This window comes from Rhodovulum sp. YNF3179 (assembly GCF_050586465.1).
Classification (GTDB): Bacteria; Pseudomonadota; Alphaproteobacteria; order Rhodobacterales; family Rhodobacteraceae; genus CAJXYS01.
In genome coordinates this window covers 269,702-295,129 of the sequence record NZ_JBOCEG010000001.1, presented here as the reverse complement: position 1 = coordinate 295,129, position 25,428 = coordinate 269,702, and the positions used below count along the sequence as shown (strand labels likewise).

Below are 25,428 nucleotides of genomic sequence, written 5' to 3'. Positions count from 1 at the left end.
GAAAAGACGTGGCCCCGCAGAGAGCTAAACTGGAGAAACATGATGAAACTGATCCAGGCGATCAAAACCTTCAAGGCCGACGAGTCCGGTGCCGTCACCGTGGACTGGGTCGTGCTCACCGCAGCCATCGTCGGCCTCGGCATCGCGGTTCTGGCCGCCGTGTCCGGTGGCGTCGGCAACCTGTCGACCGACATCGACAGCGCCCTGTCCGGCTACAGCACGACCGCCTACTCGTTCTGATAGACCGGGGCGTTCCGCGGCAAGGCGCCGCTTCGCGCGGCGCGTCGCGACGCGCTGCGCGCGACCGCCATCGCATGTGCGGCCCCGACCGATGAGATGCGGCGTGAAACGACGCCTCGTCCCTGGTTGCGGGCGGCAGCGCTGTGCCGGACCGATGCGCCGGCATCGCATGGCACCCGTCTTCGCGCCCCCGTCGGGCGCCAGGGCCGGCTGTGCGGAGCGCAAAGACACTCCCCGTCCATCCACGCGTTGTGCCGAAACCGGGGCCTGCCTCGCCTGCGCGGGCGGGGAAGCGACGATCCTGCCATCCGCCGCGGCTCAGGCGCGGGTTCCGGCGATCGGCCGGTCGCCCCGTCCCGTCTCAGTCCCGGACGAGCCTGAGGCCGAGGTAATCCGGCGGCAGGCCCACGGCGCAGCCGCCGACGCTGGCATCGCGGACGAAGTCGATAATGATGGCCTGGTGCTGGCCGCCGACGATGCGGGCCCCGCAATAGGGCTCGGCCTGGCGCACCACGTCCCCCGCCCCCAGCTTCCCGGTCTGCATGCAGCCCGCGGTCCATTCCCAGACCAGGTCCGACATGCCGTGCAGGCCGAAGCTGTTCACGCCCCGGGCGCCCCGTTCCGGGCCACCCTGCCCGCGCAGCAGCACCCCGGCCTCGTACTGCTCCAGCATCCAGGCGCCTGGATCGCCCCCTGCCCCCTGGGGTGACGTCTCGCCGAAGACCTCGGCGGCGGCGCGCTGCCATTCGACGTCCGTCGGCAGTCGCCAGCCGGTGCCGGTCTCGTCGCCGAGCCAGGCTGCATAGGCGGTCGCGTCATACCAGTTGAGGTGCGTCTGCGGCGCGTCATCCGCCCCCATGGCCGGCACCGCCGCGCAGGCCCCGTCTGCCACGCAGGCCGCGTAATCGGCGCGGCTGACCTGGTGCTGCATGATCTCGAACCCCGCGACCGTCACCGCCGCCGCCGCCGGGGTGGCCCGCTTGCCCCCGCGGCTGAAATTGCCGAGCGGGCGCCAGGCGATCTGTCCCTCGGGGATGGCAACCGTCCGGGGGCCGGGCGCCCGCGCGCCCGTCCGCTCGGCCCCGCCGAAGCCGAGCCACGGCAGGCAGACGATCCCCAGGACAAGCAGCGATGCGAGAAGTTTCATGGATCTCCCTCCGGCAAGGTTCGGGGACAGCCGGTGGACCGGCTGCCCCCTGCCGTGGCCGCTCCGGTGCCGGGTCAGGCGCCGATGGCCCTGGGCGCGACGACCTGTTCCATCAGGTCGTTGTTCCAGTCGCCTTCGACCTTCACATGGGCCGTGGCGCCGAGGTTCACCGCCTCGATGAGGTTGTGGTTCACATAGGCGTAGACCCCGGGCTGCAGGAACTCGTAGAGCGCCGCCCCCGCCGAGCCGCCGCGGATGAACCAGGTCTCCAGGTCGCGGAGCGGGGCGTTGTTGAACTTGCCCTCCTCCCAGACCAGGTCACCATGCCCGCCGATCAGGTGCGGGCGGCTGTCCCGGTTGGCCTGGCTGTGGACGAAGAGCACCTTCTCGCCGACCCTCGCGGTCAGCGCCTTGTCGCCCGTCAGCGCGCCCACCGCACCGTTGAAGACCACATGCGTCGGGATCAGCCCGTTCATCAGCTGCTCGGTCTCGAAATAGCTCGACCCCACATCCGCGAAGCGCTTGTAGGCGCCGGTCTCGTCCTTCGGGATGTAGAGATCCTGCTCGCCGATGTAATAGACCCGGTCATAGCGCACCGGGTCGCCCCGGTGATCGCTCAGCCCGTTGCGCGGCAGCACCATGATGGCGCCGTTCATCCCCGCCACCACGTGCCAGGGGATCATCGGACCGCCCGGGGCGCAGTGGTAGACGAAGGTCCCGGGCCGCGTCGCCTTCCAGCGCAGCACCGTCATCTCGCCCGGATTGACATGGGTCAGCGCGCCGCCGCCCAGCGCCCCCGTCGCGGAGTGGAAGTCGATGTTGTGCGGCATCATGTTCGAGGCCGGGTTGATCAGCGTCAGCTCGACATAGTCGCCCTCGTGCACGACCATCATCGGACCCGGCATCGACCCGTCGAAGGTCATCGCCTGGACATAGGCCCCGTTGTCGACCTGCATCTCCTTCTCGACGATCGTCATGGTGAACTCGACGATCCGCGGCGCGGCCGGGGCGACCTGCTCGTGCGCATGGACGAAGGGCGGGGCCACCAAGGCCCGCTTGACGCGCTTCAGACCGGACAGGTCCGCCGGCGGCGCCACGGGTGTCATGGCCTCTTCGGCGCGGGCGGCCCTGGCCAGCATCGGGGCCGCGGCCGCGCCGGCAACCCCCATAAGTGCGGCTCTTCGCGTCAGCATCTTCAAACTCCTTTATCGGCTGTGATGACTGTCACGAAAAACCTACGAAACCACGCCGCCGAGAACGTTGCGGATTCGCAAACTCACGGGCGATCCCGGGGCCGGGACGCGTCATGGATTGCATCACGCGATGTCTCGCACGATTTTTTTCGGGCACGTCCCGGGATCTTGGCGGTCGGTTCTCGCGGGTCAAAACCTCCGGCGGGACAGAGACCTGGTTCGTGGCCATCGGCCCCAGAGGTTCCCGATATTGGCCACGGCGCCCCGCCTGTCCTGCGGCGTTCTGCAGGTTGGGTGACTCCGGGTTGAGCGCGGCCTGTCCAAAGGCGCCAATTTCCGCCTTGTTTTCCTGAAGCCCGGCCGTTACATCGGTCGGCGGAGACGTGGCCGAGTGGTCGAAGGCGCTCCCCTGCTAAGGGAGTAGACGGGAAACCGTCTCGAGGGTTCGAATCCCTTCGTCTCCGCCATCCCCCCCTATGATCCCGTCGTCGTGACCGGTCGGGTCTTACCGCTCCGGCGCGCCGCGCCGGAAAACGAAACGGCATGCGCTGGCTCCGGTCGCGCAGCATGCCGTTTCCTCGACATGGGTGTCGGCGGCCACGAGGGCACGGAACAGCGTCTCCAGTACGGCGCAGTGCCAGGGGCAGCCGGGGGTCGCGAGCGGGTTTCGGGCGATCGTCAGAACGGGACGCCGCCCCGCGGTGGTCGTGACATCCCCCGAGCCGGCGAAGGTCCAGGCATGGCGGCGGATCGCCGCGAGCAACACCGGCGCGGCAAGCCGTGGCGGCAACCAGCGCAGCAGCTTCTGGACCGGCTTCGGGATCCTGTGGGCGAGGATATAGGCCCCCGTCCGCCGCCCCGCATCGCGGGCCACGGCCGCGGCCTGCGCCGGGGGCAGGCCGGCCGCGATGGCGGCATGAAGGCGGGCGGCCTCTTGCTCTGCCACCATCTCGTCGGGCGGCGCCGAGAGGTAGGGAGCCAGGCCGGCGGCCCCGAACATGGTCCGCGCCAGCGTCTCGCCGCCCGCGGCGCGCAGCGCCGCGGCGGTCTGGGTGATCGCGTTGGGACCGACACGCGCGACGCCCGCGCCCTCGCCGGGCATCGCGGGATCACTCCGCCGGGGTTTGGCTGACGCGGTCCTCGCCGCCGCAGGCACGGGCGCCGGCCTGGATCTCGGCCAGGCGGGCCTTCTCGGCCTTGATCTGGTCGCGCACCGCGGCCTTGCGCTCTGCCGCCTTGCGCTTGCGATCGGCGGTGGCTTCCCAGTCGGCCATCTGCGCCTCGGCGATCTGGCGGCTGTCGTCGAAGTGGAAGTCCACCTTCTCCTTCGACTGCGGCCCCCAGTAACCGACCTTGCCGAGGTCGTAGAACGTCCGGGCGAAGCCCGCCTTGGCGAAGGCCTTCAGGCAGCCCAGCAGGTATTTCCTGCGGAAACCCGTGCCGCGCCAGGGGTAATGGAACAGCGCCTTGTTCATGTAGAAGCGCCGGTAGTTGTGCATCACCCGGTCGAGCAGCGTCGCCCGGTCCATCGCATCGGGCTTCATGATCGGGGTGACGAAGTTGTACTTCTCGAAGTCGAACACCTCGACCTTGTCGCCCAGTTCCTGGAAGAGCGGCGTGAAGGGCCAGGGCGTGTACATCGTCCAATTGGCGAGATCCGGGTTCCAGTCGCGCGCGAAACGGTAGGTCTCTTCGAGGGTTTCCTCGGTCTCGTTGTCGAGCCCGACGATGAACTGCGCCTCGGTGAAGATGTCGGCCTCGCGCAGCAGGCGGATGGCTTCCTTGTTCTGCTCGACGCGGGTCTCCTTGTTGAAGAGATCGAGCTTCATCTGCGCCGCCGCCTCCGTACCAAGGCTGACATGGACGAGGCCCGCGCGCCGCCAGAGCGGCAGCATCTCCTTGTCGCGCTGGATGTCGGTGACACGGGTGTTGATGCCCCATTTGACCCGTTCGGGCAGCCCCCGCGCGATCAGTTCTTCGCAGAAGGCGGTGAATTTCCGCTTGTTGATCGTGGGTTCCTCGTCGGCGAGGATGAAGAAGCCGACGCCGTGGTTTTCCACGAGATCCTCGATCTCGTCCACGACGGCCTTGGGGTCGCGGACCCGGTAGTCGCGCCAGAATTTCCACTGCGAGCAGAACGAGCAGGTAAACGGGCAGCCCCGGGCCATGCTCGGGATCGCTAGCCGCGTGTTGAGCGGGATGTAGACGTAGTTCTCCCATTCGAGGATCGACCAGTCCGGCGTCAGGCCCTCGAGGTTCTTGACCGTGGGCGCCGCGGCGGTGGCCACGATCTCGCCGTCGGCGCTATAGGCGATGCCCTTGATGCGCTTGGGCTCCGCCGGCCAGCGGCCATCCTCGACGGCACGGACGAAATCGAGAAACACCTCCTCGCCCTCGCCGCGGACGATCACGTCGACCTGCGGGGCTTCCGAGAGAACCTGCTTGAACATGAAGGTGGCATGCACCCCGCCCAGCACCGTGACGGCGTCGGGGGCGGCCTCCTTGGCGATCTCCAGCACGCGCTCGGCCTTGTAGATCGAGGGCGTGATCGCGGTGCAGCCGACGATATCCGGGGCAAGCGCCGCGATCCGCGCGCGCAGGTCGTCCTCGCCGATGTGGTGGGTCATCGCATCGATGAAGGTGATATCGGTATAGCCGGCCTCCTTCAGCGGACCGGCCAGATAGGCCACCCAGGCGGGCGGCCAGTTCCCGGCGATCTCCGCGCCACCGGAATGGTAGTTGGGATGGATCAGGACGATTTTCATAACGGCTCCCCCTTTGCCCCAAGGGTGGCACGTCATCTGTCAACATTAATTGACACAGATCAATGCGTCGGAAATTTACAGGACCTTGCCGTCACGCGAAAATCTGCGCGGCGTGCTCCTCGAGGTAAATCCGAAGCCAGGGCGTGTAGCGCGACGGGTCGCGCCGCGTCCGCGCGCACAACTCGGCCATCCCGACCCAGGCGGTGTCCATCACCTCGTCGGGGTTGGGGCTGACGGGGATGCGCCGCGCCACCCGCGCGAGGAAAATATCCACGACCTCGTGCTCGATCAGGCCGCCGCCCACATCGGCGCGGTATTCCACCTGTTCGCGCGGCGACAGATCCAGCCCGGTGATCCCAAGTTCTTCTCGCAGCCTGCGTTCGGCGCAGGCCGCCGGTGCCTCGTCCATTCGGGGATGGGTGCAGCAGGTGTTGGCCCAAAGCCCCGGCGTGTGATACTTGCCGCGCGCGCGGCGCTGGATCAGCACCGCGTCGCCGCACATCACGAAGACGGACACCGCCTTGTGCCGCAGGCCGCGGCGATGCGCCTCCAGCTTTTCGACCGGCTGCAGCCGGCCCTCGACCCAGGCGGGAATGAGATCGGTCATACGTAGGCCGCCGGCACCAGGCGTGCGAGATGCGCCAAGTTCTTGACGCCGATCTTCAGATGCGCCAGCGGGCGTGCACGCACGAGTTTCTTGTTCATGTAGGCCTCGAAGGTCAGCCGTTGCACGTCGACATCATGGCAGAGCGAGACGAAACGCTCCCGCCGTTCATCCGACTTGTAATAGGCATTCTGCATCGAGGCCAGCACCCGGAACACGGTCTTGTGCTCGCGCATGAAAAGCTGGCGCGCCAGCTTCAGATCCCGCACGCGCCCGGAAGCCAGACAGGCCGCCGCCGCAGTGGCCGCCACGCGCCCGCCGACCATGGCGTAATAGATCCCTTCTCCGGAGCTTGGCGCGACCACGCCGGCGGCATCGCCCGCCAGGACCACGTCGCGACCATTGTCCCAGCGGTCGAGCGGCTTCAGCGGGATCGGGGCGCCTTCCTTGCGGATCGTCGGGCAATCGGCCAGGCCGCTCGCCGCGCGCAGATCGGCCGTCGCCCGCTTGAGATCGACGTCCGGCACCATGGACCCCATGCCAACGCTGGCGGATTTCCCGTGCGGGAAGACCCAGCCGTAGAAATCCGGCGAGATCCGGCCGTCATAGACAACGTCGCAGCGCGCCGGGTCATAGGCGCCGACCTTGCCCGGTGCCTCGATGATCTCGTGATAGGCGATGACGTAGGGAATGCTGTCACCGCCCGGCACCTCGGCGCGCGCGACCCGCGACCGGGCGCCGTCGGCCCCGATGACAAGGCGCGTCTCGACGGCCCGTTCGGCCCCGCTCTCCTTGTCGCGGTAGATCACGCGGGTCGTGCCGCCGTCGCGCGCGATCCTCTGGAACGTGCCGGTCAGGCGCGTCGCCCCGGCCCCTTGGGCGCGGTCCCGGAGGAAGGCGTCGAAATCCTCGCGGTCCACCATGCCCACGAAGCCGTTCTCGATCGGGATGTCGACCTGGCGCCCGGTGGGCGAGATCATGCGGGCGGTGGTGATCCTGGCGACGAGCTGCGCGTCCGGAATGTCGAAATCCGCGATCAGGCGCGGCGGAATGGCACCGCCGCAGGGCTTGATCCGGCCCGCGCGGTCCAGGAGCGCCACGTTGTGGCCCGACCGGGCGAGGTCTTCTGCGGCTGTTGCACCGGACGGGCCTCCGCCCACGACGACGACGTCAAACATCTTTCATTCTCCCGGAACCATGGCGGCGGGGCGGCCCCGGCCAAGCTCGATGACCCGCAGCGCCATCAGCGCCGCGACGACGAAAAGCGCGGCCTCGGCGAGGAAGACCGTGCCGAAAGCGGCGGCATCGCTGGCCAGCGCCAGGCGCATGACGTCCACGGCCGCCGCGCCGAGCAGCCCGCCAAAGCCGGCGGCGATGGCCTGCGCCGCCCCCCAGAGACCCATCCGCATCCCTTCGCGGGCATCGCGCCCCTGCCCGGCCAGCGCCATCATCGACCCGATGGCCGCCACCGCGAACATGCCGTTGAAGAACCCCAGCGCCACCACGGCCGGCATCAGCATCGACGCCAGCGCGGTCTTGCCCAGCAGCGCAATGGCCCCGAGGCTGGCGGCCGAGCCGAGGCATCCGGCCACGACCCAGCCGCGCAGGCTCCCGAGGCACAGGCCGGTGGCGGCGATCCCCACGGTCAGCATGCCGAAGAAGACACCGCCGTTCTGCGCACCGCTGAGCGTCGTCGACTGTCCCGGCGTCATGGCGAAAACCAGGCCTGCATAGGGCTCGAGGATCAATTCCTGCATGAAATAGGCCGTCATGGACAGGAAGACGAAGATCGTGAAATTGCGCGCCGCGGGCTCGGCCCAGACCTCGTGCAGGCAGTCGAGGAACCGCGTGGCGTCCGGCCGCGCGCGCACGGCCTGTACGCGCGACTCGATTCCCCATACGGCAAGGATCGTCAGCAGGACCGCGCCCCCCGTGACGACGGCCACGATCCGGAGCAGGAGCGCCGGCGAATAGGGATCGAGAAACGCCCCCACGGTCCCGGCGGTCAGGGCGATCCCGGCGATCATCATCAGCCAGGTGATGGTCGCCGCCGCGGGACGGCGGCTCGGCAGGGTGGCGGTCGCGAGCAGCGCCAGCAGCGACGTGCCGGAGGCTCCCACCCCGAGCCCGATCAGCGCATAGGCCAGCACCGACAGCACCAGGGCCGCGGTGAAACTGGTCTCGAAAAGCACGACGCCGGCGGCGGCCCCCAGCGCCCCCAGCGCCAGCGCGACCATGCCCCCGATGATCCAGCGCGTTCGATGCCCGCCCGCGTCGGACAGGAAACCCCAGTTCGGGCGCGTGATCTGCACCCCGTAGTGAAGCGCCACGAGAAGCCCCGGCAAAACCGCCGGCAAGGCCAGTTCCACCACCATCAGCCGGTTGAGCGTGGATGTCGTCAGCACCACGATGGCGCCCAGCGCCATCTGGACCAGCCCGAGCCGAAAGATGGAAATCCAGCCCAGCGACATCAGCCCGCCCCCATTGCCCGCAAGGCGGTCGCCGAGATCATCATTCCCGTCACGTAGAAGGTCACGCCGGTGGCATTATACCAGGGCGCCCGGCCCTTCGGGTCCGACAGGAGCACCCGCATCGCCCAGAGCTGCGCCAGCAAAAGCGCGGCCACGGCGGCGGCGTGCCAGGGCCTGTCCCAACCCAGCAGAAGGGCCACGACCGCGACCTGCGGCAGCGCCATGACCCAGCAGGCGACCCGCGCGGCGCGCGCCGGGCCAAGCGTCACGGGCAGCGAGTTCACGCCGGTCTGGCGATCACCCTCCAGCGCCTTGAAATCATTGAGCGTCATGATGCCGTGCGCCCCCAGCGCATAGAGCGCGGCAAGCGTGACCACTGGCCAGGAGGGCGCCCCGGACGAAAGTACGGCCGCGCCGGTAAACCAGGGCAGCCCTTCGTAGCAGAGCCCGACCAGTCCCGGCCCCCAGATCCCCGAACGCTTGAGCCGGACCGGCTCGGCCGAATAGGCCCAGGCCGCCAGCACGCCCACGACGGTGGCGCCGAACCCCCACGGCCCCAGCAACGCCCCGAGACCAAGCGCCAGCCCGCTCATCGCCAGCGCGATCCAGAGCCCCCAGCGCCCGGGCACGGCGCCCGACGGGATCGGGCGGTCGGGCTCGTTGATCGCGTCCACATGGCGATCGCACCAGTCATTGGCGGCCTGGCTCATCCCGCAGACGACGGGACCGGCCAGCACGACACCGACCAGGACGAGGAACGGCGCCGACGAGACCGGTGCCCCCGAGGCGACGACGCCGCAGAGATAGGCCCAGATCGGCGGGAACCAGGTAATCGGCTTCAACAGCCGCAGCACGGCGCGCGGCGCGGGGTAGCGGAGATCGGATTGTAACGTTTCGCTGACACTCATGGTGTCAATTAAACTATACAATCCGATTCATTGGAAGGGTGTTTCCGACGCCCGGCGAGATGCGGGCCGTCAGTCGCCGCCGCCCGAATGCAGCAGGCCGTGCTTGCGAAGCTTCACGTAGAGGCTCTGGCGCGACAGGCCGAGCATTTCGGCCGCGGCGACGCGGTTGTTCCCAGTCATCTGGATCGCCGTCTCGATGCACATCTTCTCGACCACGTCCGACGTCGCCGAGACCAACTCCTTCAGCGAGGCGGTGCCGACCAGGTCCATCACGTTCTTGACGGCATCCTGGCTGACCATCGAACCGGGCTCGGCGGCCGCCATGGTGTCCTCCTGGGACACGTCCCGGATAATCAGCCCGATCCCGAGATCCCCGCCCCTCTGGCGAAGATGTGCCGCGGAGATATCGACCGGCAGGCGGGTTCCGACGACACTCTTGATCTGGGCCATGTAGCTGCGAATGCGGCCGGTCTTGATCGCGTTCTCGAGGATCAGGGTCAGGTCGACGGTCCCGCGCATCAGGAACTCGCCGAGGGACTGATCCTTGACGTCGCGCAGCTGCGCGGCGTCGGTCATCACGAGGAAGGCCTCGTTGGCTTCGCGGATCACGCCCTTGGCGTCCGTCAGCACGATCGCATCGGTCGTCGAGGCGAAGAGCGATGCAAGCGACTGCGTGAATTCCGGCCCGCGCACGTCCTGGTCGTCGATGGCGGTCACGCGGCACAGCAGCACAAGATCGCCCGCAGCCCGGAAGAACTCGGGCAGGAGGGTGACCACGCGCCCGTTGCGCCGCGCCACCGCCTCTATTCCCTTGAGCTCGCTCGTCGAGGCCGCGCCCTTGAGCGCCTCGAGGAACTCGGTGCGCCGCCGCCCCTCGAAGGCCTGCGCGATCCCGCTGTCGGACAATCCGTCCACGGTGCTGCCCAGCAACTGGGCCGCCGCCGTGTTCAGGTCGCGGATCTTTCCACCCTCGGGATCGACCAGCACCAGCGGCGTCTCCGAGGCCTCCAGCACCACGCGGAAATAGGTCTCGACCCCGCGCATGCGCTGCTGTTCGCGCTCGCGCGCCATCTGCTCGCGCACGAGTCGCTGCTGCACCTCGGCGAAGGGCTGCAGATCCCGCCCGAGCAACAGCACCGTCTCCCCGCCACGGATCCGGTGCATCGTGTAGCGGATCGGAAACTCCCACTTCGCATTGTCGATGTGGTTGAGCTCGATCGGACGCACCTGCGCATCCGGGCTCTCGCGCAGCGCGCGGGCCCGGGTTTCGAACTTGTCGACACATTCGTCGGTCAGGAAATCGGCGAAGGGCCGCCCCACCCAGTGGTCGAGGCACCCAAGCGTCGGGCATTCTGTATTGACGGAGATTCCGCTGACGACACCGGCTTCGTCCACTACGACGGCAATATCTGAAGACCGTTCGATCGCCTGATCGATATCGGTAGCTTCTGGCAGGACACCAGCGCGGAACCGTTCCGATGTCCTCAGTTGCCGTATCACACCTTCACCTCAATGCCGTTTTTCGTCGCCCCCGGTCAAAGCGACGCGTCAACAGACAATGTTTCGGCGACAGACGCAAGCCCGCACCGCTCTACAGCCTCGCGGACGCTTTTGACGGCGTGATCGACACCGGTTTTGTCTTCTATGTCGTCCGCGATCTCGACCGCTTTGCCCCCGACGACGATCGGCGGGCACTCGGCCACTTTCGCGCGCAGATCTTTCACCATGTCCGCAAGCGGTTCAATGGATTTCCGCACGGCGAGCGTGACCCCGACCATCGCGAACCTGCCTTCGCGCACGACTTCCGCAATCTCTTCGGCGGTCATGCCGATCGCCATGTTCACCCAGATGCCATGTCGGCGGAACTGGTCCGCGGCCACGAAGGCCCCCAGCGAATGCTCCTCGAAATCGGGCACGGCCATCAGGATCGACTGCCCGAGCGGGATGCTGCGATCCATCCACTTGCCGCAGCCCTCGTCGCCGCTGTGGCGGAACAGCTTTTGCAGACGCGCCGCACCGACGGTCACGTCGACGAAGCTTGCCTCGTCCTTGAGCCACATCTGGCCGAGCTGGCGCGCGGCCTCGGGGACGTAGGCCTGGTAGATCTCCTGCGAACTCACCCCCTTGGCGACAAGCTCGGTGATCACGGCGTGGTGGCTGGTCTCGGACTGCGACATCAGCGCCTCGCAGAAACGCTCCACCCATTCGGCCCGTGTCTCGGGGTGGGCGGGGCTGTGCGACGACGCGATGCTGCGCAGCGCCGATTCTGCGAGATACCGTATCCCCCTGCCCTGCTGGTGCGAGAAACCGGCCCGCTCTTTACGAAAATCATTTGGCATTTTGCACCCCCCTGGGCCTTGCGCTGGCCGCGGTGCGTCTGGTGCGTCACATCAGCTAGCCGATACCATAACCTTGCGAGTCAATTTCGAAAATGTCAAATATAGTTGACAGGCCGCAAGCCGCAACAACCGCATCGGCCTGTTATGACAAGAAAATACCTGCATGCCAATTACCCAATAATATAAGCATACTCTTGCATGTATGCCCGACTCGGGCGTGGCGCTCGCGGCGAGTCCAGTTGCGCTGACACCAGAGGCCCGTTCGGAGTGTAAGTTTTAGTTGACACTTTGCCGCCCAGGCCCCTAGCATCAAGGACCAGAAACTGGCCCGCCAGGGGGGAAGAATGGCACCGACGCATGGCCCGAAACCCGACCGGGCTGCGCTCTACACCGCAGCGCAGCGCGCACGGCGCGACGAAAGCGTCTGGACCTTGGTGCAGGGCATCCTCGCCCCGCTGCAATTCCTGGTCTTCCTCGTCTCGCTCGGTCTGGTTCTGCGCTTTCTCCTGACCGGCGCGGGCTACGAGGCGGCGACGGTTTCGATCCTCGTGAAGACCGGGTTTCTCTACCTGATCATGGTGACCGGCGCGATCTGGGAGAAGGTCGTCTTCGGCCAGTATCTCTTCGCCCCGGCCTTCTTCTGGGAAGACGTGTTCAGCTTCGCCGTGATCGCGCTGCACACCGCCTATATCTGGGCGCTCTTCGCCGGGTCGCTCGATCCGGCCGGGCTGATGGTGCTCGCGCTGGCGGCCTATTTCGCCTACGTCATCAATGCCGGGCAGTTCCTGCTGAAACTCCGCGCCGCGCGGCTCGACATGCAGGAGCCCGCATGACCCGGCACACGCCCCCACCGCCGGCCGCCGGATGCCGCAACGCCCCCGTTCTGAAACAGCGCGGCCAGCACGAGGTCTTCTGCGGGCTGACGGGAATCATCTGGCTGCACCGCAAGATGCAGGACGCCTTCTTCCTCGTCGTCGGCTCGCGCACCTGCGCGCATCTGCTGCAAAGCGCGGCCGGCGTGATGATCTTCGCCGAGCCCCGATTCGGCACGGCCATTCTCGAAGAGACCGACCTGGCCGGCCTCGCGGACGCGCAGGAGGAGCTCGAGGCGCAGGTCGAACGCCTGCTGGAACGGCGGGGCGACATCCGCCAGCTCTTCCTGGTGGGCAGCTGCCCGTCGGAGGTCATCAAGCTGGACCTGGCCCGCGCCGCCGAACGGCTGAGCGCCCGCCACGCACCGCGGGTGCGCGTGCTGAACTATTCCGGCTCGGGGATCGAAACCACCTTCACCGAAGGCGAGGACGCCTGCCTCGCCGCGATGGTGCCCGCCCTGCCCGCCACCGACCGGCGGCAGTTGATGCTCGTGGGCGCGCTGCCCGATGTCGTCGAGGACCAGGCCCTCGACCTGTTGGCGCAGATGGGGATCACGGATGTGACCGTTCTGCCGGCACGTCATGCCGACAGCGACGTGGCCGTTGGGCCGAACACCGTCTTCGCGCTGACACAACCATTCCTCGGCGGAACCCATGCCGCCCTGGAAAGACGCGGGGCGCGTCACATTCCCGCGCCTTTCCCGTTCGGCGAAGAAGGCACCACCGCGTGGCTTCGCGCCGTTGCGCGGGAATTCGGCGTTGATCCGGCGCGTTTCGACGCCGTCACCGACGCGCCCCGCGCACGTGCCCGCCACGCCGTGGCCAAGGCGACCGAAACGCTGAACGGCAAGTCGGTCTTCTTCTTCCCCGACAGCCAGCTCGAGGTGCCGCTGGCGCGCTTCCTCACCCGCGAATGCGGGATGGAGGCCCTCGAGGTGGGCACCCCCTACCTGCACAAGGGCGTCGTGGGGGCCGAGCTGGATCTCCTCGCCGAGGGCACGGCCCTGTCCGAAGGCCAGGACGTCGATCTCCAGCTCGACCGCTGCCGGGCGGCGCGGCCGGACCTTACCGTCTGCGGGCTCGGGCTCGCCAACCCGCTCGAGGCCGAGGGGCTGACGACCAAGTGGGCGATCGAGCTGGTCTTCACGCCGGTGCATTTCTACGAACAGGCCGGCGACCTTGCCGGGCTTTTCTCGCGGCCGCTGCGCCGTCGCGCGGCGCTGAAGCTGGAGGCCGCGGAATGAAGCTCAGCGTCTGGACATACGAGGGTCCGCCCCATGTGGGCGCGATGCGGGTCGCCACCGGCATGACGGGGCTGCATTACGTCCTCCACGCGCCGCAGGGCGACACCTACGCGGATTTGCTCTTCACGATGATCGAGCGGCGCAACCACCGCCCGCCGGTCACCTACACGACCTTCCAGGCCCGGGACCTGGGCAGCGACACCGCAAACCTGTTCAAGACCGCCTGCCAGGGCGCCTATGAGCGTTTCAAGCCGCAGGCGATGATCGTCGGCGCCTCCTGCACGGCCGAGCTGATCCAGGACGATCCCGGCGGCATGGCCGAAACCATGGGCCTGCCGGTCCCCGTGATCCCGCTCGAGCTGCCGAGCTACCAGCGCAAGGAGAACTTCGGCGCCGACGAGACCTTCCATCAGCTCGTCCGCGCGCTGGCACGTCCGGTCGAGAAGACGCCGCAGGTCACCGCGAACCTGGTCGGGCCGACCGCGCTCGGCTTCAGGCATCGCGACGACATCACGGAGGTCACCGCGCTGCTCGAAGAGATGGGCATCGGCGTCAACGTCACCGCCCCGATGGGCGCGGCCCCGGCCGATCTCGCGCGGCTCGGCGCGGCGCATTTCAACGTGCTGATGTATCCCGAGACCGCCGAATCCGCCTGCCGCTGGATGGAGCGCGCGCTCGACCTGCCCTATACGAAGACGGTGCCGATCGGCGTCGGCGCGACCCGCGATTTCGTCGCCGAGGTCGCCGAACTGGCGGGCGTCACGCCCCGGCTCGATACGGCACGGCTGCGCCTGCCGTGGTACTCGGAAAGCGTCGACTCGACCTATCTCACCGGCAAGCGGGTCTTCATCTTCGGCGACGGCACCCATGTTGCCGCCGCCGCGCGAATCGCCCGCGACGAGATGGGCTTCGAGGTCGTCGGCCTCGGTTGCTACAATCGCGAGATGGCCCGCCCGATCCGCGCGCTGGCGCGGGATTACGGGGTCGAGGCGCTGATCTCGGACGACTATCTCGACGTCGAGGCCCAGGTCGAGGCGCTCGCCCCCGAGCTGATCCTCGGCACCCAGATGGAGCGCCATATCGGCAAGCGGCTGGGCATTCCCTGCGCGGTGATCTCGGCCCCGGTCCACGTCCAGGATTTCCCGGCCCGCTACAGCCCGCAGATGGGCATCGAGGGCGCGAACGTGATCTTCGACACCTGGGTGCATCCCCTGGTCATGGGGCTGGAGGAACACCTGCTGCACATGTTCCGCGACGATTTCGAGTTCCACGACGACGCCGGGGCCAGCCATCACGGCGGCCAGCACGTCCCGCGCGTCCCGACGGCGGACCGGCCCGAGGCCCCCGCCGCGGCCACACCCGACGCCATCACCTGGCGCGCCGAGGCCGAGCGCGAGCTGCGGAAGATTCCCTTCTTCGTGCGGGGCAAGGCCCGCCGCAACACCGAGACCTTCGCCGCCGAGCGCGGGCTCTACGAAATCGGGATCGACACCCTTTACGAGGCCAAGGCCCACTATGCGCGATGAGACCGGCATAACCGGGCCGAGGCCCGGCTACAGCGTGGTGATCCTCACGCTCGACGCCCATTCGGCCGGCCCCTGCGCCCGCGCGGCCGAGCGGATGGCGCGGGATTTCCCGGGCCTGGAGCTCAGCGTGCACGCCGCCGCCGGCTGGGGCGAGAACCCCGCCCTGCTGGCCGAGGCCGAGGCGGCCATCGCCGGCGCCGACATCGTCATCGCCAATCTCCTCTTCCTCGAGGAACACGTGCAGGCGATCCTGCCCGCGCTGCGGGCGCGGCGCGATCACTGCGACGCAATGGCCGGGGTGATCGCAGACGGCCAGATCGTGCGCCTGACCCGGATGGGCACGCTGGACATGTCGGCGCCCGACTCGAAACTGCGCAAGCTGATGCGCAAGATGCGCGGCGCATCCAACGGCCCCTCGGTCGAGGACGGCGAGCGCAAGATGCGGATGCTGCGGCGGCTGCCGCGCATCCTGCGGCTCATACCGGGCAAGGCGCAGGACCTGCGGGCCTGGTTCCTCGTCATGCAGTACTGGCTGGGCGCCTCGGACGACAATATCGAGGCGATGGTGCGCTTCCTGATCTCGCGCTATTGCCGGCACGATGCATGGCGCGGCGCCCAGGCGCCCGCGCCGCTCGAGTATCCCGAAACCGGACTCTACCATCCGGACCTGGACGAGCGCATCACCACGGATCCCGCGCGCCTGCCCGCCCCGGCGGGGGCGAACGGCACCATCGGGCTGCTCCTGATGCGCAGCTACGTGCTGGCCGGCGACACCGCCCATTACGACGCCGCCATCCGCGCGCTGGAAGCCCGCGGGCTGCGCGTCCTGCCGGCCTTCGCCGCCGGTCTCGACGGACGCCCCGCGATCGAGGCCTTCTTCAAGGGCCCGGCCGGGCCGACGATCGACACCCTGCTCTCGCTGACGGGATTCTCGCTGGTCGGCGGACCTGCCTACAACGACACCGACGCGGCCGTCGGAACCCTGAAATCGCTCGACATCCCGTATCTCGCGGCCCATCCGCTGGAATTCCAGACGCTCGGGCAATGGGCCGACTCCGGCCAGGGGCTCGGCCCGATCGAGACGACCATGCTGATCGCGCTGCCCGAGCTTGACGGCGCGACCAACCCGACGGTCTTCGCCGGGCGTCACGGCGACACGGCCTGCGCCGGGTGCGACCGCGCCTGCCCCGGTGCGATCTCCGGCCGCGCCATGGCGCCCTGCCCCGAGCGGATCGAGACGCTCGCCGCGCGGGCCGCGCGGCTCGTGGCGCTGCGCCGGTCGCAGGCGGCGGAACGCCGGCTCGGCATCGTGATCTACGGCTTCCCGCCCAATGCCGGGGCCGCCGGGACCGCGGCCTATCTCGACGTTTTCCAGTCGCTGCACAACACGCTTCAGGCCCTGGCCGCCCGCGGCTACGACCTGACGCCGCCGGAAACGGTCGAGGACCTGCGCGCCCTCGTGCTGGGTGGGAATGCCCAGCAATACGGCCAGGAAGCCAATGTCGCGGCGCATGTCAGCGCCGACGAGATCGTGGCGACGACGCCCTGGCTCGACGAGATCGAGACGCAATGGGGTCCGGCGCCCGGCCGTGTGCAGTCGGACGGGCGCGGCGTCTACATCCTCGGCGCGCAATTCGGCAAGGTCTTCGTGGGGCTTCAGCCGACCTTCGGCTACGAGGGCGACCCGATGCGGCTGCTCTTCGAGCGGGGCTTCGCGCCGACGCATGCCTTCTCGACCTTCTACCTCTGGCTCAAGAACGGTTTCCGCGCAGACGTGCTCCTGCATTTCGGCATGCATGGCGCGCTCGAATTCATGCCGGGCAAGCAGGCCGGGCTGAGCGCGCGGGACTGGCCCGACCGGCTGATCGGCGACATGCCGAACGTCTATCTCTACGCCGCCAACAACCCCTCCGAGGCGACGCTGGCCAAGCGTCGTTCGGGCGCGATCACGGTCACCCACCTGACCCCGCCGCTGGCCAGCGCCGGGCTCTACAAGGCGCTGGCCGAGCTGAAGGACAGCCTGACCCGCTGGCGCGAGATGGCGCCGGGAGCCCCCGAGCGGACCGAGCTTGCAGAGCTGATCGCCGAGCAGGCCGCGGCGGTGGACATGGACGGAGCCGATCCCGACGCGCTCTGGCTGACCCTGCTGGAGACAGAGGAGGCACTGGTGCCCGAGGGGCTCCATGTGCTCGGCCGCCCGATGAGCGCCGAGGCCCGCGCCGAGCATGTCGCGCTGATGGCCGATGCCGACGACGAGACCCGGCGCCGTGTCGATGGGCTGCTCCGGGAAAACGGCGAGATCCCGGCCATCCTCAACGCGCTGGACGGGCGCTTCACCCCGCCGGTGCCCGGCGGCGACCTGATCCGCACGCCCGAGATCCTGCCGACGGGGCGCAACATCCATGCCTTTGACCCGTTCCGTATGCCGACCGCCTTTGCCTGCCGCGAGGGCGCGAAACAGGCCGAACTGCTGCTCGAGACCCACAAGAGCCTGCCGCGCACCGTGGCGCTGGTGCTTTGGGGCTCGGACAACATCAAGTCGGACGGCGCGCCGCTGGCCCAGGCGCTGGCGCTGATCGGCGCGACGCCGCGTTTCGACAGCTTCGGCCGTCTGAGCGGCGCGGACCTGATCCCGCTGGAAGAGCTCGGGCGCCCCCGGATCGACGTCATCATGACGCTTTCGGGGATCTTCCGCGATCTGCTGCCGCTGCAGACCAGGCTCCTGGCCGAGGCCGCGCTGAAGGCCGCGATGGCCGACGAGCCGCTGGAACAGAACTTCATCCGCGCCCACGCGATCGCCTATGCCGAGAAGATCGGCTGCGACATGGAAACGGCGGCCCTGCGGGTCTTTTCGAACGCCGAGGGCGCCTATGGCTCGAACGTCAACCAGCTGGTCGACAGCTCGGCCTTCGGCGAGGAAGACGAGCTCGCCGATGCCTACGAGACGCGCAAGAGCTTCGCCTACGGCGTCAACGGCAAGGCCCAGCAGCACACGGCCCTGTTGCAGCAGGCGCTCAGCGACGTGGACCTGGCCTACCAGAACCTCGAATCCGTGGAACTCGGCGTCACCTCGGTCGATCACTATTTCGACACGCTCGGGGGCATCTCGCGCGCGGTGCGGCGGGCCCGCGGCGGGCAGGAAGCCGCCGTCTACATCTCCGACACGACGCGGGGCGCGGGCAAGGTCCGCACCCTGGCCGACCAGGTCGCGCTCGAGACGCGGTCGCGCTCGCTCAACCCGAAATTCCACGAGGCGCTGCTCAAGCACGGCGCCGAAGGCGTCCGCCAGATCGAAAGCTCGCTGACCAATACCATGGGCTGGTCGGCCACCACGGGCCAGGTCGCGCCCTGGATCTACCAGCGGATTTCCGAGACCTTCGTCCTGGACGACGAGATGCGCGCCCGGCTGACCGATCTCAACCCGGCCGCCTCGTCGCGCATGGCCAACCGCCTGCTCGAAGCCCATGACCGCGCCTACTGGCAGCCGGACGAGGCGACGCTGGCCGCGCTTCGCGACGCGGCGGACGCCATCGAGGACAGGCTCGAAGGGGTGGCCGCCGAATGATCGCAGCGACGCATATCGACGACCGGCCGCAGGCGCGGCAACGCCCGGCGGACCCAACCCAACCGACGCAACAGGAGGCGGCGGCACGCCGCTCCGAAAAGGAGGCGACATGAGCCCGCGCGACGATATCCCGGCCCTTCGGGGACAGGACGGCGAAGGATCCGTCCAGGTCCACCAGGACCCGTCGATGAAGATCGAGGGCGCCAAGGTCTTTTCCGTCTACGGCAAGGGCGGGATCGGCAAGTCGACCACCAGCTCCAATCTGTCGGCGGCCTTCACCAAGCTGGGCAAGCGGGTGCTGCAGATCGGTTGCGATCCGAAGCATGACAGCACCTTCACCCTGACCGGGCGGCTGCAGCCCACGGTGATCGACATCCTCAAGGAGGTCGATTTCCACCCCGAGGAACTGCGCCCCGAGGATTTCGTCACCGAAGGCTATGGCGGCGTCCAGTGCGTCGAGGCCGGCGGGCCGCCCGCGGGCACCGGCTGCGGCGGCTACGTCGTGGGCCAGACGGTGAAGCTGCTGAAGCAGCATCACATGCTGGAAGACACCGACGTGGTCATCTTCGACGTTCTCGGCGACGTGGTCTGCGGCGGCTTCGCCGCGCCGCTCCAGCATGCCGACCGCGCCCTGATCGTCACGGCCAACGATTTCGACTCCATCTACGCGATGAACCGGATCATCGCCGCGGTGCAGGCCAAGTCGAACAACTACAAGGTCCGCCTTGCCGGCTGCGTCGCCAACCGCTCCAGGGACACCGACGAGGTCGACCGCTACTGCAAGGAAGTCGGTTTCCGCCGCATCGCGCACATGCCCGATGTGGACGCGATCCGCCGCTCGCGGCTCAAGAAGAAGACGCTGTTCGAGATGGACGACGACGAGGATATCGTCGCCTGCCGGGCCGAGTACGTGCGGCTCGCCGAGACGCTCTATCGCGGCACCGACCCGATGGCGCCGGCACCGATGGAAGACCGCGACATTTTCGAACTGCTGGGGTTCGACTGATGTCCTATGACCGCACGCTCAGCCGGGTCGAGACCTATTTCGACCGCACCGCCACCCGCACATGGGAGAGGCTGACCAGCGACGCGCCGGTCAGCCGCATCCGCGAGACGGTGCGGGCGGGGCGCGACCGGATGCGTGCGCAGATGCTCGCGCGGCTGCCCGACGACCTGCAGGGCGCGCGGGTTCTCGACGCCGGCTGCGGCGCCGGCCAGATGACGGCCGAGCTTGCGGCCCGGGGCGCCGACGTCGTGGCCGTCGACATCTCGCCGTCGCTGGTCGGGATCGCCGAGGCCCGCTTGCCCATCGACCTGCGGGGGCGGGTGAGCTTCCGGTCCGGGGACATGCTGGACGCGCGGCTCGGGCGCTTCGATCACGTGATGGCGATGGACAGCCTGATCTACTACGCCGATGCGGATATCGCCCGCGCCCTCGCGACGCTGGGCGGGCGCACCGACGGCCGCGTCGTCTTTACCGTTGCACCGCGCACGCCTTTGCTGATGACGATGTGGCGGGTGGGCAAGCTGTTCCCGCGCGCGGACCGGTCGCCGACCATGGTGCCGCACAGCCCCGCCAGTCTTGCCCAGGCTCTGGCCGAGGCCGGCGCGCCGGGCCGGCTCGCCGCGCTCGAGCGGGTGACCTCGGGCTTCTACATCTCCCAGGCGATGGAGCTTGCGTCATGAGCCCGCGCCGTCCCTCGCCGCTGATGCACCTGACCACGCGCATCCTGCCCTTCGCGGATGCGGCCAGCGAGGGGCTGCCGATGGGCCAGCTTCTCCGGCTCTCGCTGTTCCAGGTGTCGGTCGGGATGGCGACCGTGATGCTGCTCGGCACGCTCAACCGCGTGATGATCGTGGAGCTTTCCGTGCCGGCGACCATCGTGGCGCTGATGATCGCGCTGCCGGTCCTGATCGCGCCGTTCCGCGCGCTTCTGGGGTTCCGGTCGGACACCCATCGCAGCGCCATCGGCTGGAAGCGTATTCCCTATCTCTGGTTCGGGTCGCTCTGGCAGATGGGCGGCTTTGCCGTGATGCCCTTCGCGCTGCTGGTCCTGGGCGGCCAGCAGGCCGTCGGCCCCGGCTGGGCCGGCGAGGTCCTCGCCGCGCTGGCCTTCCTGATGGCCGGGCTGGGCCTGCACATGACCCAGACCGCGGGACTCGCGCTCGCCACCGATCGCGCCGACGACGAGACCCGCCCGCGGGTAGTGGCGCTGCTCTACGTGATGTTCCTGCTCGGCATGGGGCTCTCGGCGGTGATCATCGGCTGGCTGCTCACCGATTTCTCCAGCTTCAGGCTGGTGCGCGTCGTTCAGGGCGCGGCGGTCGTCGGCATCCTGCTGAACCTGATCGCGCTCTGGAAACAGGAAAAGGTGCGCCCGATGACCCGGGCCGAGCGCGAGGCGCCGCGCCCGCGCCTGCGCGACGCCTGGGCCGACCTCGTGGCCGGCGGACAGGCCGGGCGCCTGCTGGCCGTGGTCTTCCTGGGCACGCTGGCCTTCAACATGCAGGACGTCCTGCTGGAACCCTATGGCGGCGAGATCCTCGGGCTCTCGGTCGCGTCGACCACCCTGCTGACCACCGTCTGGGCCGCCGGCGCGCTGGCCGGTTTCGGGCTTGCGGCGCGCATGCTCGGACAGGGTGCCAACCCCTATCGCATCGCCGGGCACGGGCTGCTTGCCGGCATCGCCGCCTTCTCGACCGTGATCTTCGCCGCGCCGATGGGATCGGCCACGATCTTCTTCGCCGGAGCCACGCTGATCGGCTTCGGCGCCGGGCTGTTCGCGGTGGCGACGCTCACCGCCGCCATGACCATGCCGGCGCGCGGCGGCAAGGCCGGGCACGGGCTGGCGCTGGGCGCCTGGGGCGCCGCGCAGGCCACCGCGGCGGGGCTGTCGATCGGCTTCGGCGGGGCGATCCGCGACACGGTCAACGCCATCGCCACGAGCGGCGCCTGGGGCGAGGCCCTGAACACGCCGGCGACCGGGTACTCCGTCGTCTACCACATCGAGATCGGACTGCTGTTCGTGACGCTCACGGTTCTCGGACCGCTGGTGCGCTACGCCCGGTCCACGCCTGAAACTCCGAAAACGGGAACGGGACGGATCGGCCTGACCGACTTCCCGACATGACCCGCCGATCCTGCGAAAGGACAGACCCATGACCGAAACATTCTTTGGACAAGTCGATCTGGCCAGTGTCAGCCTCTGGCTGTTCTGGATCTTCTTCGCGCTGCTGATCTTCTACATCCAGCGCGAGAACATGCGCGAGGGCTACCCGCTCGAGGACGACGACGGCAACCCCTCGGCCAACCAGGGCCTTTTCCCCGTGCCCGACGACAAGACCTTCAAGCTGCCGCACGGCCGGGGCGAGGTCACCGTGCCCTCGGGCCAGACGCCGGAACGTGCGGACATCGCCGTCGAGAAGACCGCCGCCGGGAACGGCTTTCCCTTCGTGCCGACGGGCGACCCGATGGCCGACGGCGTGGGCCCGGCCTCTTGGGCGCCGCGCCGCGACGTGCCGGAACTGGACGGCCAGGGCCATCCCAAGATCGTGCCGATGGCCGCGACCGAGCATTTCCACGTGGCCGCCGGTCGCGACCCGCGCGGCCTGCCGGTGCAGGCCGGCGACGGCGAGGAGGTCGGCACCATCACCGACATGTGGATCGACGAGCCCGAGCAGCTGGTCCGCTATCTCGAGGTCGAACTCGACTCCGCGCATGGCGGCGGCAAGCGCCTGATCCCGCTGACCATGGCGCGGATCCAGTCGAAGCGCGTCAAGGTTCGTTCGATCTTCGGCAAGCATTTCGCGGGGGTCCCCGCGCATGCCTCGCCGAACCAGGTGACGCTGCTCGAGGAAGACAAGATCTGCGGCTATTATGCCGGCGGCACGCTCTATGCCAGCGAGAGCCGGCTCGAACCGCAGCTCGGCTAACAAACGGGAGGGTGCCATGCACCACGATCACGACGATTTCGCCGTAGAGCCGGTCAAGGGCCTGCCGGAACGCCCGCCCGAGGGTGAACACATCCTGTGGCAGGGCCGCCCGAACTGGTGGGCGCTGACACGGGAATCGCTCAGCCTTTACTGGGTGGCCGGCTATTTCGTGGCGCTGGCGGTCTGGCGCTTCGTCACGATGGCCGACCAGGTCGGTGCCGTGATCGCGTTCCGGGCCTCTTTCCCCTTCATCATCCTCGGCGCCATCGTCTGCGCGCTCCTGATGATCGTCGGCTGGGTCCAGGCCCGCGCCGCCGTCTACACCATCACGAACCGCCGCGTCGCCATGCGGATCGGCGCGGCCCTCACCGTGACGCTGAACCTGCCCTTCACGCAGATCCGCAACGCGGGCCTCGACCTGCGCCGGGGCGGCACCGGGACGATCGCGCTCGACCTGATGGGCGAGACCCGGCTCTCCTATCTCGTCTGCTGGCCGCATGTCCGACCCTGGGTGATGCGCCGCACGCAGCCGGCCCTGCGCTGCATCCCCGAGGCCGAGCGCGTCGCCCATATCCTGGCCGAGGCCGCCGAGGCCCGGGTCAGCACGCCGCAGCTCCAGCGTCAGCCCACCGCCGCCTCCGTCGCGGCCGAATGAACACGTGATCGCCATGTCCCACAGCCAGACACATCCCCACGCCCCGCCCCGCGACAAGGAACTGATCCCGCGCGCCATGGCGCGCGCGATGCTGGCGCTGGTGCTGACGACGCTGGTTCTGGTGACCGCCGCGCGGCTCACCGACCGGCCGCTGATCGCGACGCCGCCCGAAGGCGAGGTCAGGCTCAGCCGCGAGATTCTTCTCTCGGGCGACATGGCCGGTGCGGCCACGATCCGCGACCTCGATGGCCGGGTGATCGCGGATCTCACGCCCCAGGAGGGCGGATTCATTTCAGGCGTCTGGCGCGTCATCCAGCGCGAGCGGACCAAGCACCGCGTCGCGCTCGATGGCCCGGTGGCTCTCGTCGCCTACGACACCGGACGCATTTCGATCCACGACCCGAGCACGGGCTGGAGCGCCGATTTAATGGGATTCGGCGCAGACAACGCCAACGCCTTCGCGAGGCTGTTGGCAAAATAGGGAGGAAGCCAAAATGGGATGGCTGACCAAGGATATCGAACACGCGCCATGTACCGTGGAAGTGAGTCACAAGTTCGAAAGCCTGCACGCGCATGTGCGCTTCAACAACGGGACGACCGTCTACCCCGGTGACGAGGTCAAGGTTCACGGGCCCGAGATCATGGCGCCCTTCGGTGAAATCGTCCGCGAGGACCGCGACGCCACGATCGTGCGCGCCTCCAAGCTCGAGCAGCTCTGGACCCGCCTGACCGGCGATTTCGAGGTGATGGAGCTTTGCGAGTTCTCCTTTTCCGAGGAGGTCACGCTATGAACATGCAAAGCAAGCATACCGCCGACGCGACGACCGTCGAAGAGGGGCTCGCGATCCAGGAAGAGCAGGCCAAGCTCGACAGCAAGTTCGCCACCGACGTGGCGATGCAGAACACGCTGCTCACCCCGCGCTTTTACACCACTGATTTCGACGAGCTCGACGGGATCGACGTCTCTTCCGTCCGCAAGGACTGGGATGCGCTGATCGACGAGATGGAGGCGGATCCGAACAAGGGCCACTTCAAGAAGAACGAGGACTGGGATCACGTCGACTGGGACGGCATGGACCCCGACCTGAAGAAAGAGTTCATCGACTTCCTGATCTCGTCCTGCACCGCGGAGTTCTCGGGCTGCGTTCTCTACAAGGAGATGAAACGCCGCGGGAAGAATTCCGACATCGTGCAGCTCTTCCAGCTCATGGCCCGCGACGAGGCCCGGCATGCGGGTTTCATCAACGACGCCCTGCGCGAGGCGGGCGTGGCGGTGAATCTCGGCTTCCTGACGCAAAAGAAGAAATACACCTACTTCCGTCCGAAATTCATCTACTACGCCACCTATCTCAGCGAGAAGATCGGCTATGCCCGCTATATCACGATCTTCCGCCACCTCGAGAAGCACCCCGAGCACCGCTTCCACCCGATCTTCAAGTGGTTCGAGGAATGGTGCAACGACGAGTTCCGTCACGGCGAGGCCTTCGCCCTCCTGATGAAGACCGACCCGAAACTGACCGCGGGGCGCAACGTCCTGTGGATCAAGTTCTTCCTGACGGCCGTCTTCGCCACGATGTATGTGCGCGACCACCAGCGCCCGGCCTTCCACGAGGCGCTCGGCGTCGATACGGACTGGTACGGCGAGGAGGTCTTCCGCAAGACCTCTGAACTCTCCAAGCAGATCTTCCCGATCACGCTGGATATCGACAATCCGCGCTGGGCCGCGGGGCTGAAGAAGCTCCAGAAGGCCAACGCCGACCTGGCCCGCGCCAAGGCCGGGTCCGGTCTCGGGGCCATGCTGCGCCGGATGTCGGCACAGGCACGCGCGGCGGCGGCCTTCGCCGGGCTCTACATGATCCCGGCGAAAAAGCACGCCGTCCCGGCCACCACCCGGCTCGAGCCCGCCTACTGATGCGGGCCGGGACGACATATGGCACGGTCCGGGGCGGTCGCGCCCCGGCGCAGG

At 68.3% G+C, this 25,428-nt stretch carries 23 protein-coding genes and 1 tRNA gene; 14 read left to right on the top strand and 10 right to left on the bottom strand.

What is annotated here, in order from left to right; genetic code table 11:
- The first annotated feature begins 42 nt into the window (after nt 1-42).
- Nucleotides 43-240: a Flp family type IVb pilin gene (locus ACQ5SP_RS01520; protein ID WP_430936259.1), complete on the top strand. Its 198-nt coding sequence runs from the start codon at nt 43-45 to the stop codon at nt 238-240.
- 361 nt (nt 241-601) lie between these two features.
- On the opposite strand, the gene ACQ5SP_RS01515 is transcribed toward ACQ5SP_RS01520, so the two are convergent.
- Both ACQ5SP_RS01515 and nirK read right to left on the bottom strand, forming a co-directional pair.
- Complete coding sequence (locus tag ACQ5SP_RS01515; RefSeq protein WP_430935704.1) at nt 602-1,387, bottom strand: formylglycine-generating enzyme family protein; 786 nt, start codon at nt 1,385-1,387, stop codon at nt 602-604.
- A gap of 74 nt (nt 1,388-1,461) precedes the next feature.
- Nucleotides 1,462-2,580 (bottom strand): copper-containing nitrite reductase, encoded by a 1,119-nt coding sequence (gene nirK / locus ACQ5SP_RS01510; RefSeq protein ID WP_430935702.1) that lies wholly within the window; start codon nt 2,578-2,580, stop codon nt 1,462-1,464.
- 377 nt (nt 2,581-2,957) lie between these two features.
- Here nirK and ACQ5SP_RS01505 point away from each other — a divergent pair.
- Nucleotides 2,958-3,047, top strand: a tRNA-Ser gene (locus ACQ5SP_RS01505).
- A gap of 38 nt (nt 3,048-3,085) precedes the next feature.
- Here ACQ5SP_RS01505 and bchJ read toward each other — a convergent pair.
- The 8 genes from bchJ to ACQ5SP_RS01465 form a co-directional block, all read right to left on the bottom strand.
- Nucleotides 3,086-3,682 (bottom strand): bacteriochlorophyll 4-vinyl reductase, encoded by a 597-nt coding sequence (gene bchJ, locus ACQ5SP_RS01500; RefSeq protein ID WP_430935700.1) that lies wholly within the window; start codon nt 3,680-3,682, stop codon nt 3,086-3,088.
- Nucleotides 3,683-3,689: 7 nt separating this feature from the next.
- Entirely contained in the window at nt 3,690-5,345 is a 1,656-nt protein-coding gene (gene bchE, locus ACQ5SP_RS01495) for a magnesium-protoporphyrin IX monomethyl ester anaerobic oxidative cyclase (RefSeq protein ID WP_430935698.1), read from the bottom strand.
- A 91-nt stretch (nt 5,346-5,436) separates the two neighbouring features.
- Complete coding sequence (idi, locus tag ACQ5SP_RS01490) at nt 5,437-5,952, bottom strand: isopentenyl-diphosphate Delta-isomerase (protein ID WP_430935696.1); 516 nt, start codon at nt 5,950-5,952, stop codon at nt 5,437-5,439.
- A complete protein-coding gene (locus tag ACQ5SP_RS01485) occupies nt 5,949-7,127 on the bottom strand; it encodes a geranylgeranyl diphosphate reductase (protein ID WP_430935694.1) in 1,179 nt (392 codons plus the stop codon). The genes idi and ACQ5SP_RS01485 overlap by 4 nt, the downstream gene beginning before the upstream one ends.
- Nucleotides 7,128-7,130: 3 nt before the next feature.
- Complete coding sequence (locus ACQ5SP_RS01480; protein ID WP_430935692.1) at nt 7,131-8,420, bottom strand: BCD family MFS transporter; 1,290 nt, start codon at nt 8,418-8,420, stop codon at nt 7,131-7,133.
- Nucleotides 8,420-9,328, bottom strand: a complete 909-nt coding sequence (chlG, locus tag ACQ5SP_RS01475) for a chlorophyll synthase ChlG (protein WP_430935690.1) — start codon at nt 9,326-9,328, stop codon at nt 8,420-8,422. The genes ACQ5SP_RS01480 and chlG overlap by 1 nt, the downstream gene beginning before the upstream one ends.
- 69 nt (nt 9,329-9,397) lie before the next feature.
- Nucleotides 9,398-10,828, bottom strand: coding sequence for a transcriptional regulator PpsR (gene ppsR, locus ACQ5SP_RS01470; RefSeq protein WP_430935688.1), 1,431 nt, complete (start codon nt 10,826-10,828; stop codon nt 9,398-9,400).
- A 35-nt stretch (nt 10,829-10,863) separates the two neighbouring features.
- Complete coding sequence (locus tag ACQ5SP_RS01465; protein ID WP_430935686.1) at nt 10,864-11,667, bottom strand: cobalamin B12-binding domain-containing protein; 804 nt, start codon at nt 11,665-11,667, stop codon at nt 10,864-10,866.
- 344 nt (nt 11,668-12,011) lie between these two features.
- Here ACQ5SP_RS01465 and bchF point away from each other — a divergent pair, with 344 nt between their 5' ends.
- The 12 genes from bchF to acsF all read left to right on the top strand — a co-directional run bounded on the left by bchF (nt 12,012) and on the right by acsF (nt 25,374).
- Nucleotides 12,012-12,500: a 2-vinyl bacteriochlorophyllide hydratase gene (bchF, locus tag ACQ5SP_RS01460; RefSeq protein WP_430935684.1), complete on the top strand. Its 489-nt coding sequence runs from the start codon at nt 12,012-12,014 to the stop codon at nt 12,498-12,500.
- Entirely contained in the window at nt 12,497-13,783 is a 1,287-nt protein-coding gene (locus ACQ5SP_RS01455; protein WP_430935682.1) for a ferredoxin:protochlorophyllide reductase (ATP-dependent) subunit N, read from the top strand. Before bchF ends, ACQ5SP_RS01455 begins: the two co-directional genes overlap by 4 nt.
- Complete coding sequence (gene bchB, locus ACQ5SP_RS01450; protein WP_430935680.1) at nt 13,780-15,309, top strand: ferredoxin:protochlorophyllide reductase (ATP-dependent) subunit B; 1,530 nt, start codon at nt 13,780-13,782, stop codon at nt 15,307-15,309. Before ACQ5SP_RS01455 ends, bchB begins: the two co-directional genes overlap by 4 nt.
- Nucleotides 15,299-18,874, top strand: coding sequence for a magnesium chelatase subunit H (locus tag ACQ5SP_RS01445; protein WP_430935678.1), 3,576 nt, complete (start codon nt 15,299-15,301; stop codon nt 18,872-18,874). Before bchB ends, ACQ5SP_RS01445 begins: the two co-directional genes overlap by 11 nt.
- A gap of 109 nt (nt 18,875-18,983) precedes the next feature.
- Nucleotides 18,984-19,880 (top strand): ferredoxin:protochlorophyllide reductase (ATP-dependent) iron-sulfur ATP-binding protein, encoded by an 897-nt coding sequence (gene bchL, locus ACQ5SP_RS01440; protein ID WP_430935676.1) that lies wholly within the window; start codon nt 18,984-18,986, stop codon nt 19,878-19,880.
- Nucleotides 19,880-20,560 (top strand): magnesium protoporphyrin IX methyltransferase, encoded by a 681-nt coding sequence (bchM, locus tag ACQ5SP_RS01435; protein ID WP_430935674.1) that lies wholly within the window; start codon nt 19,880-19,882, stop codon nt 20,558-20,560. The genes bchL and bchM overlap by 1 nt, the downstream gene beginning before the upstream one ends.
- Complete coding sequence (locus ACQ5SP_RS01430) at nt 20,557-22,005, top strand: PucC family protein (RefSeq protein ID WP_430935672.1); 1,449 nt, start codon at nt 20,557-20,559, stop codon at nt 22,003-22,005. The genes bchM and ACQ5SP_RS01430 overlap by 4 nt, the downstream gene beginning before the upstream one ends.
- Nucleotides 22,006-22,033: 28 nt before the next feature.
- The gene (puhA, locus tag ACQ5SP_RS01425) at nt 22,034-22,807 is read left to right on the top strand and encodes a photosynthetic reaction center subunit H (protein WP_430935670.1); all 774 of its coding nucleotides are present in this window, start codon (nt 22,034-22,036) and stop codon (nt 22,805-22,807) included.
- A 16-nt stretch (nt 22,808-22,823) separates the two neighbouring features.
- Nucleotides 22,824-23,462, top strand: coding sequence for a photosynthetic complex putative assembly protein PuhB (gene puhB / locus ACQ5SP_RS01420; protein WP_430935668.1), 639 nt, complete (start codon nt 22,824-22,826; stop codon nt 23,460-23,462).
- A gap of 13 nt (nt 23,463-23,475) precedes the next feature.
- Nucleotides 23,476-23,943, top strand: a complete 468-nt coding sequence (puhC, locus tag ACQ5SP_RS01415; RefSeq protein ID WP_430936257.1) for a photosynthetic complex assembly protein PuhC — start codon at nt 23,476-23,478, stop codon at nt 23,941-23,943.
- 13 nt (nt 23,944-23,956) lie between these two features.
- On the top strand, nt 23,957-24,253 hold the full coding sequence (locus ACQ5SP_RS01410) for a hypothetical protein (protein WP_430935666.1): 297 nt from the start codon (nt 23,957-23,959) through the stop codon (nt 24,251-24,253).
- Entirely contained in the window at nt 24,250-25,374 is a 1,125-nt protein-coding gene (acsF, locus tag ACQ5SP_RS01405) for a magnesium-protoporphyrin IX monomethyl ester (oxidative) cyclase (protein ID WP_430935664.1), read from the top strand. Before ACQ5SP_RS01410 ends, acsF begins: the two co-directional genes overlap by 4 nt.
- Nucleotides 25,375-25,428: the final 54 nt, after the last annotated feature.